The following is a 15,447-nucleotide window of genomic DNA, read 5'->3' as shown; positions in this document are numbered from 1 at the left end:
GTTTTTCGTGGGTAGTGGCAGTGCCATCCGTGGCAGCCGAGTCGGAGCCGGCCCTATGGGCGAGGCGGAGCGGGGCGAGGCCGCTCCGCGGATCCGGGTTCCGTTCTACTGTGCGAACTTGCACGAGGTCGTCCCCAGCTTCGCCAGCGAGGCCGCCGTCCCCGACGAGTGGGACTGCCCGCGTTGCGGTTTCCCCGCGGGCAAGGACAAGGCCAACCCGCCCTCGCCGCCGCGCACCGAGCCCTACAAGACGCACCTGGCGTACGTGAAGGAGCGTCGTAGCGAGGAGGAGGGCAAGCTCATCCTGGACGAGGCCCTCGCCAAGCTGCGCGCCGACCGCGCCGCGGTGGAGGCCCACATGAAAGCCTCCCAGAACTGATCCTCGCGATCACCGTGTTCCGTTCGGGGTCCGCCTTCGGGGCGGGCCCCGACGTGTGTCCGGGGATCGGGCGCGTATACGAGTCGGGTATCGATTTTCTCATTCCGGGGACCGGTGTGGTTGGTGGGGCCTACGATGACCGACACACCCCCGAAGTCCCCTTCCTGAGGAGTTGGTGTCGATGTCAACGTGCCCCACCGGCGGAGACCACGACTGGATCCTCGGCGACGATCGCAAGTTCCAGTGCGCCAAGTGCGGCGCTCAGAGCGCGAGGCGATTCTGAGGGACCTCGCCCGGCTGGGCGGTCCCCCTCACCTCCGGTTCGTTCTTGGCCTTGGCCCGCCAGGTCACCGGTTCCCCCAGGCTCTCGGCCACCCCCTTCGCCCACCGTTCCAACGGCGCGAACCTGTCCTCGCCCTCCTCGTGGAGCATGGTCAGGCCCCGATAGACCACCCCGTCCTGGACCAGGACCTCCCCGTTCACCAGGAGGGCCGTCTCGTACTCACGTGTGCCGCGTCTCATGGCAGGACTGTAGCGTCCGACGCCGTCGGACACCGACGGTTCGGTCGGACCGCCCGTTCCCGTGAGAAGGCCGACGGAACGGGGTGTGCCGGCGCACCGAGCACACCGAAGGCTTGAAAGAATGGGGGTATGGCTTCCCCCGAACCCTCGGACGTCCCCCCTGACGAACGGGGCGTCCCCTCGGATCTGACCCGGCCACCGGCGAGCGTCTCCCACCTGCGCCGCTACGTCAGCCTGCGCGGGCCCAACGCCCGTATGTGGATGACCGCCGCCTACTTCTCCGCGTCCCTCACCCTCGGATTCCTGCTGGTCGTCGGCTCGATGCTGTGGCACGTGACGCGTGAGGAGGCCACGGTGGGCTCGGTGTCCCTCTGGGCCATCGCCGGCCTGGTCATGTTCTTCCTCGGCCCGGGGAGCAACGTGTTCCTCGTGCGCGGTCTGCCCCAGCGGATCACCAGTCAGGGCATCAGCGCCGACAGCGACGGCGTCACCCTCCTCCAGGAACGCAAGTGGTGGTTCCCCGGAGAGGGCACCTTCGTCTCCTGGGAGGAGATCCGCCGGATTCGCGAGGTGCACATCGGCGGTCGCCGGGTCCTGTACTTCATCGAATTCGCGTTGGACACCCACCGCACCGACCCGGAGCTTCCCGGGTGGGCCGAGAGCGCCGAGACCCTGGATCTGGAGGCCGACCCCGAGGCGGCCACGCAGTTCTACGTGCAGGTGCCCAAGGACCGCAAGGAGCACATCCTGCGGATGGTGGAGCGCACCGCGCCCCTGCCCTCCATCGTCGAGCGCAGCGCGCCCCTACGGTGACGCGCGTCCGCTCATCCGCCGGGTGAGCTCCCCGGCCGCGTCGCGCACCCGCGCGGCCAGGGCCCCCGGGGTGACCGGCCGCGCGCTCGGCACGGTGAGACTGATCGCCGCCACCGGGGTGCCGTTGTGGTCGGAGGCGGCCGCGGCCACGGACAGGTAGCCGTCGGTGACCTGTCCGTCCTCCATCGACCACCCCTGGCGGCCCTCGTCGGCCAGTATCGAACGCAGTTCTCCGGGGGCGCGCGGCCCCTTCCCGGTGCGATCGGTGAAGGCGTCGGCCCCCGGATACAGCGCGCGCACCTGTGCCCGCGGCAGCCGGGCCAGCATCGCCCGTCCCGAGGCGGTCAGGTGGGCGGGCAGTCGTACCCCCACCCCGGTGATCAGGGTGGGCGCGTGGGGCGGCTGTTCCTTGAGCAGGTACAGGGTGTCGGAGCCGTGCAGGACGCCCAGGTGGGCGGTGGCCCCGGTCGTCTCGGTGAGCTGGTGCAGCAGGGGGCGGGCCAGCCGTTCGATCCCGTCGTGGCGCAGGTAGGCCGAGCCGATCTCGAACGCGGCCACGCCCAGGCCCCACCGGCGTTCCTCCGGAAGGTGGGTCACGAACCCCTCCTCGGCCATGGCCTCCAGCAGTTGGTAGACGCTGGAGCGAGGCAGGCCCATCCCCGAGGCGATCGCCGAGGCGGACATCGGCCCGGGCCGCGCGGCCAGGAAACGCAGCAGCCGTAGAGCCCGTGTGGCCGCCGGAACATGACTCATGCCCCGATGTTCTCACAGTCCCTCCAGGTCTCCCGGGGGACGTCGGGGAGCTCCGCCCGGTGAGGGGACGGGTACACGGCGAGGTTGTCCGGGATTTCGGACGGAACCCGCGTGCCGGCACTTCCGAGGCGGTGGCCGAAGAGGTCGAATGGGGGTATGTCCACAGCAGTTTCTTCCGTCGCCGTCGGTGGAGCCCCGCTCACCCCGGCCCAGGTCCTGGCCGTCGCCCGTGACGGCGCCCACGTCGTTCTCGGTGAGGAGACCCGTAAGGCCGTCCACCACGGCCGGGAGCGGGTCGAGTCCCTGGCCCGGGCCGAGACCCCCACCTACGGGGTCAGCACCGGGTTCGGCGCCCTGGCCACCCGACACATCGCTCCCGATCTGCGCGCCCGTCTCCAGCGCTCCCTCATCCGCTCGCACGCGGCCGGGGCCGGCCCCGAGGTGGAGCGCGAAGTGGTGCGCGCCCTGATGCTGTTGCGTCTGCGCACGCTGGCCTCGGGCAACACCGGGGTCGAGCCGGTCACGGTCGAGACCCTGGCCGGGCTGCTCAACGCGGGGATCACCCCGATCGTCCACGAGTACGGCAGCCTGGGCTGCTCGGGCGACCTGGCGCCGCTGTCCCACGTGGCGCTGGCCCTGATGGGCGAGGGCGAGGTCCGCGACGCCTCCGGAACGCTCCGTCCCGCCGCCGAGGCGCTGGCCGAGGCCGGCATCGCCCCGGTGGAACTGGGCGCCAAGGAGGGCCTGGCCCTGATCAACGGCACCGATGGCATGCTCGGGATGCTGGCCATCGCCTGCATGGACCTGGAGCGGCTGCTCAAGGTCGCCGACATCACCGCCGCCATGAGCGTCGAGGCCCTCCTGGGCACCGACCGGGTCTTCGCCGCCGAACTCCAGGCGCTACGTCCCCATCCCGGGCAGGCCGCCTCCGCCGCCAACCTGCGCGCGCTGCTGGCCGACTCCCCGGTGGTCGCCTCCCACCGTGGCCCGGACTGCAACCGGGTCCAGGACGCCTACTCCCTGCGCTGCGCTCCGCAGGTCGCGGGCGCCGCCCGCGACACGCTCTCCCACGCCCTGCTCGTGGCCGGACGCGAACTGGACAGCGTCATCGACAACCCGGTCGTCCTCGACGACGGTCGGGTGGAGTCCAACGGCAACTTCCACGGGGCGCCGGTCGCCTACGTGCTGGACTTCCTGGCCGTGGCCGTGGCCGACGTGGCCTCCATCGCCGAACGGCGCACCGACCGCATGCTCGACGTGTCCCGCTCCCACGGGCTGCCGGCCTTCCTCGCCGACGACCCCGGTGTGGACTCCGGGCACATGATCGCCCAGTACACCCAGGCCGCGATCGTCTCCGAGCTCAAGCGGCTGGCCGTTCCCGCCAGCGTCGACTCCATCCCCAGCTCGGCGATGCAGGAGGACCACGTGTCCATGGGCTGGTCCGCCGCCCGCAAGCTGCGCCGCGCGGTGGACGGTCTGACCAACGTTCTGGCCGTGGAGCTGCTCACCGCGGCCCGAGCCCTGGACCTGCGCTCGCCGCTGGAGCCGGGGCCGGCCACCGGCGCCGTGGTGCGTCTGGTGCGGGAGAAGGTCGCCGGCCCGGGCCCCGACCGTTACCTGGCCCCCGAGATCGCGGCCGTGGCGGCCCTGGTCGCCGACGGCTCGGTCGTCGACGCCGTCGAGTCCGTCACTCCGCTCGCCTGACCCCCCGAAGGAGACACAGATGAGCAAGGCACGTACCGTCCGCGCCGCCCGCGGCACCACGCTGTCGGCCAAGGGCTGGCAGCAGGAGGCCGCCCTGAGGATGTTCCACAACAACCTCGACCCCGAGGTGGCCGAACATCCCGAGGACCTCGTGGTCTACGGCGGTACCGGCAAGGCCGCCCGCGACTGGCGCAGCTTCGACCGGATCACCGCCTCCCTGCGCGACCTGGAGGGCGACGAGACCCTCCTGGTGCAGTCCGGCCGTCCGGTGGGCATCATGCGCACCCACGAGTGGGCGCCCCGGGTGCTGATCGCCAACAGCAACCTGGTGGGCGACTGGGCGAACTGGCCCGAGTTCCGGCGTCTGGAGGCCGAGGGCCTCACCATGTACGGGCAGATGACCGCCGGTTCGTGGATCTACATCGGTACCCAGGGCATCCTTCAGGGGACCTACGAGACCTTCGCCGCCGTCGCGGCCAAGCGCTTCGGCGGCTCGCTGGCCGGAACGATCACCCTCACCGCGGGGCTCGGCGGCATGGGCGGGGCCCAGCCGTTGGCCGTCACGATGAACGACGGCGTGGCGATCGTGGTCGAGTGCGACGGCAGCCGCATCGACCGCCGGATCGAGCACCGCTACCTGGACGTGCGCGCCGACGGTCTCGACGAGGCGCTCGAGTTGGCCGTGCGCGCCCGCGACGAGCGCCGACCGTTGTCCATCGGGGTGCTCGGCAACGCCGCCGAGGTCTTCCCCGAGCTGCTGTCCCGGGGCGCGCCGATCGACATCGTCACCGACCAGACCTCGGCCCACGACCCGCTGGCCTACCTGCCGCTCGGGGTTCCCTTCGGTGACTGGAAGGACCTGGCCGCCGCCAAGCCGGAGGAGTTCACCCTCCGGGCCCGCGAGTCCATGGCCGCGCACGTGGAGGCGATGGTCGGCTTCCAGGACGCCGGGGCCGAGGTCTTCGACTACGGCAACTCCATTCGGGACGAGGCGCGCGAGGGCGGCTTCACCCGGGCGTTCGACTTCCCCGGTTTCGTGCCCGCCTACATCAGACCGCTGTTCTGCGAGGGCAAGGGCCCCTTCCGATGGGCCGCGCTCTCCGGCGACCCGGCCGACATCGCCCGTACCGACCAGGCCGTCCTCGACCTGTTCCCGGAGAACGAGCACCTGGCCCGTTGGATCCGCATGGCCCGGGAACGGGTCGCCTTCCAGGGGCTGCCCGCCCGAATCTGCTGGCTGGGTCAGGGCGAGCGGGCCGCCGCCGGGCAGCGGTTCAACGAGCTGGTGGCCTCGGGGGAGATCTCCGCGCCGCTGGCGATCGGTCGCGACCACCTGGACACCGGTTCGGTGGCATCGCCCTACCGTGAGACCGAGGGCATGCGGGACGGTTCGGACGCCATCGCCGACTGGCCGCTGCTCAACGCCCTGGTCAACACCTCCTCCGGCGCCTCCTGGGTCTCCATCCACCATGGCGGCGGCGTGGGCATGGGCCGCTCCCTGCACGCCGGCCAGGTCAGCGTCGCCGATGGCACCGACCTGGCCGCCGCCAAGCTCGACCGGGTCCTGACCAACGACCCGGCCATGGGCGTCATCCGGCACGTCGACGCCGGTTACGAGAAGGCCGAGCGGGTCGCCGAGGCCCACGGGATCCGCGTGCCGATGAGGGAGGGCGAGTGAGCTTCGACCGTCTCTGGGCGGATCTGCTCCCCATCGGACGCTCCACCGACGGCGGCGGCTACCACCGGTACAGCTGGACGGGGGCCGACACCGACGCCCGCGCCTGGTTCACCGAGGCGGCCGCCGCCCGGGGCCTGGACGTGCGCACCGACCGCAACGGCAACCTGTGGGCCTGGTGGGGCGCCCCGGGGCCGGGGGCCGTGGCCACCGGCTCCCACCTGGACTCGGTCCCCGACGGGGGCGCCTTCGACGGACCCCTCGGGGTGGTATCGGCCCTGGCCGCCGTCGACGAGCTCCGAGCCCGGGGGTTCGTCCCCGAGCGTCCGCTGGCCGTGGGCGTGTTCGTCGAGGAGGAGGGCGCCCGGTTCGGCGTGCCCTGCCTGGGCAGCCGCCTGTCCACCGGTGGTATCGACCCGGACCGGGCACGTTCCCTGACCGACGCCTCGGGTGTCACCTGGGCGGCCGCGATGGAGGCGGCCGGTCTGGACCCGGAGGGGATCGGCCCCGACCCCGGCCTGGCCGAGTCGTTCGACGTCTTCGTCGAGCTGCACGTCGAACAGGGGCGTGCCCTGGCCGACACCCCGCACGCGGTCGGCGTGGCCGGTTCGATCTGGCCGCACGGGCGTTGGCGGATGGACTTCACCGGTCGGGCCGATCACGCGGGCACCACCCGTCTGGTCGATCGGGCCGACCCCATGCTGCCGTTGGCGCACACGATCCTGGCGGCGCGTGCCCTGGCCGAGAGCCACGACGCCCGTGCCACCGTCGCCAAGGCGCACATCACCCCCAACGGCACCAACGCGATCCCCTCGCTGGTCAGCGCCTGGCTGGACGCCCGGGCCGCCGACGAGGCGGCGTTGACCGCGGTGGTGGAGGGCGTACGCGAGGCGGCGGAGAAGGCCTCGCGCGACCATGGGGTCGTCCACACGATGGCGGCCGAGTCCACCACGCCCCTGGTGGAGTTCTCCCACTCCCTGCGCGACCGTCTGGCCGCCACCCTGGGCGAACGCGTCGCCGAGGCGGACGGTCCGGTACCGATCCTGCCCACCGGCGCGGGTCACGACGCGGGCGTGCTGTCCGCCCACGTGCCCACCGCCATGCTGTACGTGCGCAACCCCACCGGGGTCTCCCACTCGCCCCACGAGTGGGCCGACCCGGAGGACCGCCACGCCGGGGTCCGGGCCCTGGCCGACGTCCTCGCCGACCTGCTCTCGACCCCGGGAGGGGGCGCGTGAGCGTTCCGGAGGGCCCCCGGATCCCGGGGGAGCGCCGCTACTGGTGCGAACACGCGTGGACGGGCGGCCCCACCGCCGAGGCCGGCGTGCTGTTGACCGTCGACCCCGGAGGCCGGCTGACCTCGGTCACCGCCGGTACCGAACCCCCGATCGACGCCGAACGCCTGTCCGGGCTCACCCTGCCCGGGCTGGCCAACGCCCATTCCCACGCCTTCCACCGGGCCCTGCGCGGCCGTACCCACGCCGACGGCGGTTCCTTCTGGACCTGGCGGGAGGTGATGTACCGCGCCGCCGAACGGCTGGACCCCGAGTCCTATCACCGGCTGGCCAGGGCCGTCTACGCCGAGATGGCCCTGGCGGGGGTGGCGTGCGTGGGCGAGTTCCACTACCTGCACCACGCCCCTGGCGGACGTCGTTACGCCGACCCCGGTGTCATGGGGCACGCGCTGACGTCCGCCGCCGCCGACGCCGGGATCCGGATCACGCTCCTGGACGTGTGCTATCTGGCCGGCGGGCTCGGCGAGGACGGCGGACACCCGCCCCCGACCGGCCCCCAGCTGAGGTTCGGAGACGGCACCGTCGACGCCTGGGCCGAGCGGGTCCGCGGCACCCGGGTCGAGGGCGCCCACGCCAGAGCCGGTGTGGCGGCCCACTCGGTGCGGGCGGTACCGGCGAAGGACCTGCCGGAGGTGGCGCGCGTCGCCGACTCCGGAGGGATGCCCCTGCACGTCCACGTCTCCGAACAACCGGCCGAGAACGCCGCCTGTCTGGCGGCGTACGGCCTGACCCCGACGGGGGTCCTGGCCGAGGCCGGAGCGCTCACCGAACGCACGACCCTGGTCCACGCCACCCACCTCACCGACGCCGACGTCGACACCGTCCGCGCGCACGGCGCCGCCGTGTGCCTGTGCCCGACCACCGAACGCGACCTCGCCGACGGGCTGCCGCGTACCGGCGACCTCGTCGCCGGCCCGAGGCCGGTACCGCTGAGCCTGGGCAGTGACCAGCACGCCCGCACGGACCTGTTCGAGGAGGCGCGCGGGGTGGAACTGCACGAACGTCTGCGCACCCACCGCAGGGGCACCCTGGACGGCGGTGCGCTGCTGCGCGCGGCCACCGTCGACGGGCACGCCGGGCTCGGTTGGACCGACGCCGGGGCGCTCACCCCGGGTGCCCGGGCCGACCTGGTCAACGTCCCCCTCGACGGGGTGGGTCTGGCCGGGGCCGACCCGGACCGGGCCGTGGACGCCGTGGTCTTCGGGGCCACCGCGGCCGACGTACGTCACGTGATGGTCGACGGCGTCTGGATCGTCCGCGACGGCGCGCACACCCTCGTCCACGACACCGCACGCGAACTCGACTCCGCGATCAAGGAGCTGCTGTGAGCCACCACAGGACCGGAGGGGCCGGCACCGTCCTCGTCGACGGCATCGCCACCCTGGTCACCAACGACCCGTCCCTGGGGAAGGGGGCGCTCGGAGAGATCTCCGACGCCGCCCTGGTCATCGAGGAGGGACGTATCGCCTGGGCGGGAGCGCGCGCCGCCGCGCCCGCCGCCGACACCAGGGTGGACGCCGCCGGACGCTGCGTCATCCCCGGTTTCGTCGACAGCCATTCGCACATCGTCTTCGCGGGGGACCGCAGCCGCGAGTTCGCGGCCAGGATGAGCGGGGAACCCTACTCCGCCGGAGGGATCCGAACGACGGTCGCCGCCACCCGGGCCGCCTCCGACGCCGAACTGGAGGAGCGGGCGCGCCGGTTCGTACGCGAGGCCCACGGGCAGGGGACCACCACTCTGGAGGTCAAGTCCGGGTACGGGCTCACGGTCGAGGACGAGAGGCGCTGCCTGGAGGTGGCCTCCCGCGTCACCGACGAGGTGACCTTCCTCGGCGCGCACGTGGTCGCCCCCGAGTACGCCGACGACCCCGACGGCTACCTCGACCTGGTCACCGGCCCCATGCTCGACGCCTGCGCACCTCTGGCGCGCTGGGTGGACGTGTTCTGCGAACGCGGGGCCTTCGACGAGCGGGCCTCGCGGCGGGTGCTCACCGCCGGGATGGAACGCGGGCTGCTGCCGCGCGTCCACGGCAACCAGTTGGGCGAGGGGCCGGGCGTCCGGCTGGCGGTGGAGGTGGGCGCCGCCTCGGTGGACCACTGCACCTATCTGTCGGCCGAGGACGTGGAGGCCCTGGCCGGGGCGGCCGAGCGTCCCGAGCCCACGGTCGCCACCCTGTTGCCGGGGGTGGATTTCTCCACTCGCCAGACCTATCCGAACGCGCGCGCGTTGATCGACGCGGGCGCCCTGGTGGCGTTGGCCAGCGACTGCAACCCCGGCTCCTGTTTCACCTCCAGCCTGGCGTTCTGTATCGCGGTGGCGGTGCGGGACATGGGGATGACCCCGGACGAGGCGGTCTGGGCGGCCACCCGAGGCGGGGCGACGGCGCTGCGCCGTACCGACGTGGGCCACCTGGCCCCCGGGGCCCGCGCCGACCTCACCCTCCTGGACGCCCCCAACCACCTGTATCTGGCCTACCGGCCGGGGGTGCCCCAGGTGGCCGCGGTGTGGAAGGACGGTGAACTCGTCTCCGGCCGCCCCTGATCGGGCCCGGAGAACGAGAACGGGGGCGGTGTCCGCCGATGGCGGTCACCGCCCCCTTCGCGCGTCGACGCGATGAGGCCGTCGTCCCACCGCTCCCTCGGGGCGGCGGGGGATGGGTTCTACTTGTCGTCGCTGTCCGCGTCGGCGCTCTCGGCCGTCTCGGCGGTCTCGGCCGGAGCCGGGGACGCCTTCTTGGTGGCGCGACGCTTCTTCACCGGGCGGGAGTAGTCGACCAGGGGCTCGAAGCGGGCCTCGTGCTCCTTGAAGCACTCATCGCAGGCGTCGACCTCGCGAACGGAGCCCTCCCAGGCGAACTGGACGACCTCAGTCGCCTCGACCTTCTCCTCGCGAACGGCGTGGGGATCGCAGTACTTGCGCGTGAAGACCTCGGTGACCACGGCGGGGATTTCCCTTCGATATGGCGTGAACAGTGCGGACCCCGTGATCATACACCTGTACGAAAGCGGAGGCCGGTGTAGAGCCGGCCTTCCGCCTTGGTGTTCGGGGTCGCCCCGAAGCCTAGCGAAGACGGAAGGGTCGCTGCGCCTTCGAGCGACGCGCGTGCCCCGGGTGACCAGGCCCTCCGTTCACGGTGTTCGGTTGTGATCCCCGTCGCGCGGCGCCGGGTCCCGATGGGTTCCGCCGTGGTTTCGGAAGGTGTTCCGTCCGATTCCCTATTTTCGGTGCGGTTATTCTCCGGTCGGCCGTTTTATGCATTCTGTGAACACGGCGGGCGGGCTGTGGTTAGTGTGATGGCCCATCGGGGCGTGACCGGCGGATACGAACGCGAACACGCCGGATCGAGACGACCGATCCGCCCCGTGCGCCGGACGCCGAGACGGTGTTCGGGCAGGGCCGCGCGCCGTGGGGGAACGGCGCGCGGGAACGAACCGGACCGTCCGCGGTGGCGGGAGCGATCGTTGGGGGACGACCGTGGTCGAATACATGGAGGGCACGCCGAAAAGGCGTGATGTGCGAGAAGGGGAACGACACCGGCCCGGAGGAGGGGAGACGCGTTCCCGTGGCGGGCTCGAGGCCGATACGGCACGCGCCTGCGAACGTGTGTTGATCGATCCGCGTTTCGTGATGCTCCGGCGGAGGTTCGCCGTTCAGACCGCCATTCTGGTCGTGCTCTTCCTCGGTGGCTACATGACCTATCTTCTTCTTTCCGCCTACGCGCGCGATTTCATGGGGATTCCGATTATGGGGCCGATCAATGTGGCGTTGCTCCTGGGAATCGGGCAGTTTCCGCTCACCTTCCTGCTCGCCTGGGCCTTCCACCTGTTGTCCGTCCGCACCCTCGACCCGTTGGCCGAGGAGCTCCGGGTCGGGTTCGAGGAGGACGTCGAGGGGCGGGTGATCGACTGATGCCCTCCCTGCCTGCGGACCCGACCGAGGCGATCGTGGGGTCGCTCGGTGTCACCCACCTCTGGACCCTCGGACTGTGCGCCCTGTTCGTCCTGGTCACCCTGGTCATCACGGTCCGTGCCAGGCGCACCACCAAGGGCGCCGTGGACTTCTACGCCGGTGGTCGGGGCTTCTCCGGAACCCAGAACGGGCTCGCCCTGACCGGGGACTACCTGTCCGCCGCCTCCTTCCTGGGCATCGCCGGGATGATCTCGCTCCAGGGCTACGACGGTCTCCTGTACTCCATCGGCTTCCTGGTGGCCTGGCTCCTGGTGCTGCCCATGGCCCAACTGACACGCAACACCGGCCGTTTCACCATGGCCGACCTGCCCGCCTTCCGGATGCGCCGGATGCGGGTCCGGCTGGCCTGCACCATCTCCACCGTCACCGTCTGCGTGTTCTACCTGGTCGCCCAGATGGTCGGAGCGGGTGCCCTGGTGTCCCTCCTGTTGGGGCTGCGCGACGGCGGCACCTTCCTGGGGATGAGCGCTGCCGAGGCGCGGACGGGGGCGATCGTCCTGGTCGGCGTGCTGATGATCGTCTACGTCATGTACGGCGGGATGAAGGCCGCCACCTGGTTGCAGATCATCAAGGCCGTGGTGCTGCTCTCGGCCACCGGGCTGCTCACCGTCATGGTGCTGGCCGTGTTCTCCTTCGACCCCCGCGCGCTGTTGAGCGGGGCCGCCGAGGCGAGCGGTCACGGACAGGCCTTCCTCGAACCCGGGCTGCGGTTCGGGGTCGAGGTGCCGGGCGAGGGCGCACGGACCTTCTTCGACAAGATGGACCTGATCAGCCTCGGCCTGGCGCTGGTCCTGGGGACGGTCGCGCTGCCCCACATCCTCATCCGTTTCTACACGGTCCCTGACGGCAGGGCCGCCCGTTCCTCGGTCAACCGCACCATCGCCCTGGTCGGCGCCTTCTACCTGATGACCCTCGCCCTGGGGTTCGGCGCGGCCGCCCTGGTGGGTTCCGAACGCATCATGGCGGCGGACCCCTCGGGCAACTCGGCGGTCCCGCTGCTCGCCGAGGAGCTGGGTCGCAGGGCCGCCGGGCCGGTGGGCGCCGCGGTGCTGCTCGCCCTCATCTGCGCGGTGGCCCTGGCCACCATCCTCGCGGTGATCGCCAGCCTGACCCTGGCCTCCTCGTCCTCGATCGCCCACGACCTGTTCGGGCACATCCTCATGTGGGGGCGGCCGCGCGAGTCCCAGGAGATGGGGGTGGCCCGTCTCTCGGCCTGTGTGATCGGGGCGGTCGCCATCGCCCTGGCGGTCCAGGCCCAGGGGCAGAACGTCGCCTTCCTGGTGGGGCTGGCCTTCGCGATCGCCGCCGCGGCCAACCTGCCGGTCATCGTGTTGACCCTGTTCTGGCGCCGGTTCAACACCGCCGGGGTGGAGGGCGGTATCTACGGTGGGTTGGCGGCCACCCTGCTGCTCATGCTGCTCTCACCGGTGGTGTCCGGCAAGGTCGACCCCCGCACGGGGGAGAGCCTGTCACTCCTGCCGGTCGGGATCGACATCAACGTCTTCCCCCTGGAGAACCCCGCGCTGGTCGCGGTGCCGGTCGGTTTCCTCTGCGCCATCGTGTGCAGTCTGCTCTCCTCCGAGCGGGGCAACGCCCGGTTCACCGAGATGCGGGTCCGCTCCCTCACCGGCCGAGGGGCCGACCGTGACTGATCCGGTCTCCCCGGCCCGGGCCAGCGCGGCCGTCACCTCGTCGAGGAAGGCCGGCACACCGGGCAGCCCTCGCGCGATACGGGCCCACTCCCGGCGCATCCGTTCCGTCCACTCCTGGACCGGCCGGTCCGGTGAACGGCGCAGCGAACGCAGCATCGCCCAGGTCGTCACCGCCACGAGGGGGCGGGCCAGGCCGCGTCCACGCACGTCCAGCCAGGCCTCCACCGGCCAACGCCCCTCCCTCTCGGCTCCGGGCACGGCCCGACCCGAGACGCCCACCAGGGGATGGGACACCTCCAGACGGATCGGCTCCAGATCCCTCTCGCCCGTGGCGGCCGCGAACCAGCCGGGCAGGTCGATCGTCACCTCGACGTCGACGCGCAGCATCCGGGAGCCCTCTCGAAGTAGGCCTCCCGGGGTGGGGAACCGCGTCCGCGAGCGTACGGTGAGGGTGCCGGCGGGCAGGTCGTGCTCGACCCGGCCGGTGGTGGTCGCCTCCTCGAACCCCGACCGCGCGGGATCGTCCCGCATGGCGAAGTCGAAGGCGCGCAGACCGTCCGTCTCCCAGGAGACGACGGCCAGATCGGTGCCCACCCAGCCGTCGACCTCCTCCTCGCCCTCCCCGACCTCGTCGGGTTCGGCGATCTCCGACTCGGGGACGGTCTCGGTGTAGAGGTAGCGCGCTCCGGGCGCGAGGTGTCCGCCCGACAGCAGCTCCAGGGTCCGCGTGCCGGGAACCTCCTCCCGGGCGTCGTGCGGGTCGGAGGCCGACAGACCGAGTTCGCGGGCCCGCTCCTCCAGTCGCTCCATCTCGGCCTCGTCGGGGACCAGGAGTCGCCCTCGAACGTCGAAACGGGCGGCGGCCAGAGCCCGGTACACCCCGTCGATGGCGTCGAGGAGGGCCTCCCGGTCCAGGACGTCCAGGTCCAGGGTGTGGCGAGGGCGGGGCATGAGCGCTCCGTTCGAGATGGAGGATGGGCCCGCTCATTGTGGTCCCCGCGACGGGTGATGGACAAGAGTCCACCTCTTTCTGGCGAGGCAGATGTGGAAAAGTCGCCCCGAGCGGGCACCATGGTCGCGGCCGTCCCGCGATCCCGTACCGGAGGGATCGTCGTACGGGGCGGGCCGGGACTGTCCGAGAGGAGTACCCGGCAGGGCGAGCACGGCGGGCGGCCGCCGTCACGACCGCGGAAAGGGGTGGGGCCGGTGCCCAGACGGTGGACCGTGATCCTGAGGGACCGGGCGGACACGGCACGGCCGATCCGCCCGGAGGACTGTCATGGCCTGCTCAACCACTGGTGGCCCCAGTCCGAACGGGAGCACACCGCCGCCAAACGCTGGGCGATGAACGGCTGGCCCCTGCCCCTGGGGAACCGGCTGTACCACTGGACCCTCACCTGGCTGGACGACGTCTCCGCGCCGCTGGACCCCGCCGATCTGATCGGTGTGCCCCAGCGGATCGGCGACCATCTCCTGGAGCCGCTCTCGGTCACCCCGACCTTCGAACGCTCCTACGCCGAGATGCTCACCTCCGAGCCCGGCCCCGTGACCGTACGCGGGGCCGAGGTGCACGCGCTGACCCCGGTGGTGACCACCACGCGTGACAACGCGGGCGAACGGATCCCGCACATCTGGCCCACCCCGCGTCGTCTCTTCGGCGCGGTGCACCGTTCGGGCGGGGAGATCGTCGGTGGCAGCGGGGCCCTGGGCGCGGTGGCCCGTTTCGCCCCGAGGGATCTGGCGACCCCCTGGCTGGAGGAGGCCCTGGTCGAGCTGGCCCGGGTCCGGCGAAGCCCCCTGCCCGGGGAGGACGTCCGACTGGCCGAACACGCCCACGCGGAGAAACGCACCGTGCTGGGCTGGCTGGGCGGTCTCCGGCTGGACCACGGGACGGGAGGTCGACGGCCCGGACCGACCTTCGAGGTCCTTCTGGAACTGCTCGAACTCTCCGGGATCGGCAAGTACACCGCCCAGGGTTTCGGGGCGGTCCGGGTGGACACGGTCACCGGCGGCCGCGTGACGGTCGAGGTCCCGGCACCCCGCTCCGGGAACGCCGAGCCGAACCGCCCGCGCCGGATCGGGGACAGGGTCGACCTCGCCTCGGTCCGCTCCGCCTCCGAGCCCGAGGAGTTCGGCGGCACCCTGTTCGATTGACCCCACGACCACCGGTTCCCGCTCGAGGACGGCGGGCGGGGATCGGTGCGGTACACGGCGGACACCGCGCCGCCGTGTACCGTCGGCTCCCACCCCGTGGACGGGGGTGGGAGCCTTCCTCATGTCTCAGCCGGTCCTCTCGCCGGGAACGGTCGGCGGGCCGCCGGGACGCTCGCGCAGGGAACGGGCCAGGTCGAGCAGGGGGGCCACGAGATCGTCCGGGACCAGGGCGGGGCCGGTGAGCTTGGTCGCGGAGGGGCGTTCCCGATCGGAGAGCCGGAGTGGTTCGGGGCGGTGTGGGGTCGGCATCGGCGGCCTTTCTCGAAGAGGCGTCCGGCGGGTCCTTGAGCGGTGCGGGGGCGGGCCCGTCAAGGTGGTCTCTCGGACAGTCACCGTCCGTGGGCGATCCCGGGGATGGCCGGAAGGGGACACCGAGATGACGGTGGAGCGCGTCTCCTGATATCCGTGGTGATGCCGGTACCACCGTCCGCGAAGGGCCTCTGGACCGTACACGCCTCCGACCCCGGAGA

At 72.0% G+C, this 15,447-nt stretch carries 14 protein-coding genes; 10 read left to right on the top strand and 4 right to left on the bottom strand.

Translation table 11 applies throughout. The annotated features are described in order from the left end of the window. The first annotated feature begins 7 nt into the window (after positions 1-7). Positions 8-379, top strand: coding sequence for an RNA polymerase-binding protein RbpA (locus U9J66_RS19255; RefSeq protein WP_017606310.1), 372 nt, complete (start codon positions 8-10; stop codon positions 377-379). A 261-nt stretch (positions 380-640) separates the two neighbouring features. Here the strand turns inward: U9J66_RS19255 and U9J66_RS19250 are convergent, their stop codons facing one another. Then, complete coding sequence (locus U9J66_RS19250; protein WP_161110148.1) at positions 641-901, bottom strand: hypothetical protein; 261 nt, start codon at positions 899-901, stop codon at positions 641-643. Between the two features lie 129 nt (positions 902-1,030). Between U9J66_RS19250 and U9J66_RS19245 the strand changes: the two genes are divergently transcribed. Next, complete coding sequence (locus tag U9J66_RS19245; RefSeq protein ID WP_014911661.1) at positions 1,031-1,714, top strand: hypothetical protein; 684 nt, start codon at positions 1,031-1,033, stop codon at positions 1,712-1,714. Here U9J66_RS19245 and U9J66_RS19240 read toward each other — a convergent pair. Beyond that, positions 1,706-2,467 carry an IclR family transcriptional regulator gene (locus U9J66_RS19240; protein WP_326338315.1) on the bottom strand — a complete coding sequence of 254 codons (762 nt, stop codon included), beginning with the start codon at positions 2,465-2,467 and terminating at the stop codon, positions 1,706-1,708. The genes U9J66_RS19245 and U9J66_RS19240 overlap by 9 nt on opposite strands. 156 nt (positions 2,468-2,623) lie before the next feature. Here U9J66_RS19240 and hutH point away from each other — a divergent pair, with 156 nt between their 5' ends. From hutH to hutI, 5 genes are read left to right on the top strand one after another with little or no spacing between them, the layout of a single operon-like run. Then, positions 2,624-4,171, top strand: coding sequence for a histidine ammonia-lyase (gene hutH, locus U9J66_RS19235; protein WP_161110146.1), 1,548 nt, complete (start codon positions 2,624-2,626; stop codon positions 4,169-4,171). A 19-nt stretch (positions 4,172-4,190) separates the two neighbouring features. After that, the gene (hutU, locus tag U9J66_RS19230; protein WP_014908851.1) at positions 4,191-5,849 is read left to right on the top strand and encodes a urocanate hydratase; all 1,659 of its coding nucleotides are present in this window, start codon (positions 4,191-4,193) and stop codon (positions 5,847-5,849) included. Then, positions 5,846-7,084: an allantoate amidohydrolase gene (locus tag U9J66_RS19225; protein ID WP_017535435.1), complete on the top strand. Its 1,239-nt coding sequence runs from the start codon at positions 5,846-5,848 to the stop codon at positions 7,082-7,084. Before hutU ends, U9J66_RS19225 begins: the two co-directional genes overlap by 4 nt. Then, entirely contained in the window at positions 7,081-8,469 is a 1,389-nt protein-coding gene (locus U9J66_RS19220) for a formimidoylglutamate deiminase (RefSeq protein WP_326338314.1), read from the top strand. Before U9J66_RS19225 ends, U9J66_RS19220 begins: the two co-directional genes overlap by 4 nt. Then, entirely contained in the window at positions 8,466-9,683 is a 1,218-nt protein-coding gene (gene hutI / locus U9J66_RS19215) for an imidazolonepropionase (protein WP_326338313.1), read from the top strand. Before U9J66_RS19220 ends, hutI begins: the two co-directional genes overlap by 4 nt. 119 nt (positions 9,684-9,802) lie before the next feature. Here the strand turns inward: hutI and U9J66_RS19210 are convergent, their stop codons facing one another. Next, the gene (locus U9J66_RS19210; RefSeq protein WP_014913543.1) at positions 9,803-10,081 is read right to left on the bottom strand and encodes a hypothetical protein; all 279 of its coding nucleotides are present in this window, start codon (positions 10,079-10,081) and stop codon (positions 9,803-9,805) included. Between the two features lie 535 nt (positions 10,082-10,616). Here U9J66_RS19210 and U9J66_RS19205 point away from each other — a divergent pair. The 3 genes from U9J66_RS19205 to cas6 all read left to right on the top strand — a co-directional run bounded on the left by U9J66_RS19205 (position 10,617) and on the right by cas6 (position 14,917). Further along, the gene (locus tag U9J66_RS19205) at positions 10,617-11,051 is read left to right on the top strand and encodes a DUF485 domain-containing protein (RefSeq protein WP_326338312.1); all 435 of its coding nucleotides are present in this window, start codon (positions 10,617-10,619) and stop codon (positions 11,049-11,051) included. Then, complete coding sequence (locus U9J66_RS19200) at positions 11,051-12,763, top strand: solute symporter family protein (protein ID WP_326338311.1); 1,713 nt, start codon at positions 11,051-11,053, stop codon at positions 12,761-12,763. Before U9J66_RS19205 ends, U9J66_RS19200 begins: the two co-directional genes overlap by 1 nt. A 1,206-nt stretch (positions 12,764-13,969) precedes the next feature. Then, positions 13,970-14,917, top strand: a complete 948-nt coding sequence (gene cas6, locus U9J66_RS19195) for a CRISPR system precrRNA processing endoribonuclease RAMP protein Cas6 (RefSeq protein WP_326338310.1) — start codon at positions 13,970-13,972, stop codon at positions 14,915-14,917. A gap of 126 nt (positions 14,918-15,043) precedes the next feature. Here the strand turns inward: cas6 and U9J66_RS19190 are convergent, their stop codons facing one another. Continuing rightward, the gene (locus U9J66_RS19190; RefSeq protein ID WP_014912436.1) at positions 15,044-15,226 is read right to left on the bottom strand and encodes a hypothetical protein; all 183 of its coding nucleotides are present in this window, start codon (positions 15,224-15,226) and stop codon (positions 15,044-15,046) included. Positions 15,227-15,447 lie beyond the last annotated feature (221 nt).

The organism is Nocardiopsis sp. LDBS1602 (assembly GCF_035818715.1).
In the GTDB taxonomy this organism is placed as follows: Bacteria; Actinomycetota; Actinomycetes; order Streptosporangiales; family Streptosporangiaceae; genus Nocardiopsis; species Nocardiopsis alba.
Note: the sequence above shows the minus strand (reverse complement) of the source record. Positions and strands in the feature narration are given on the sequence as shown.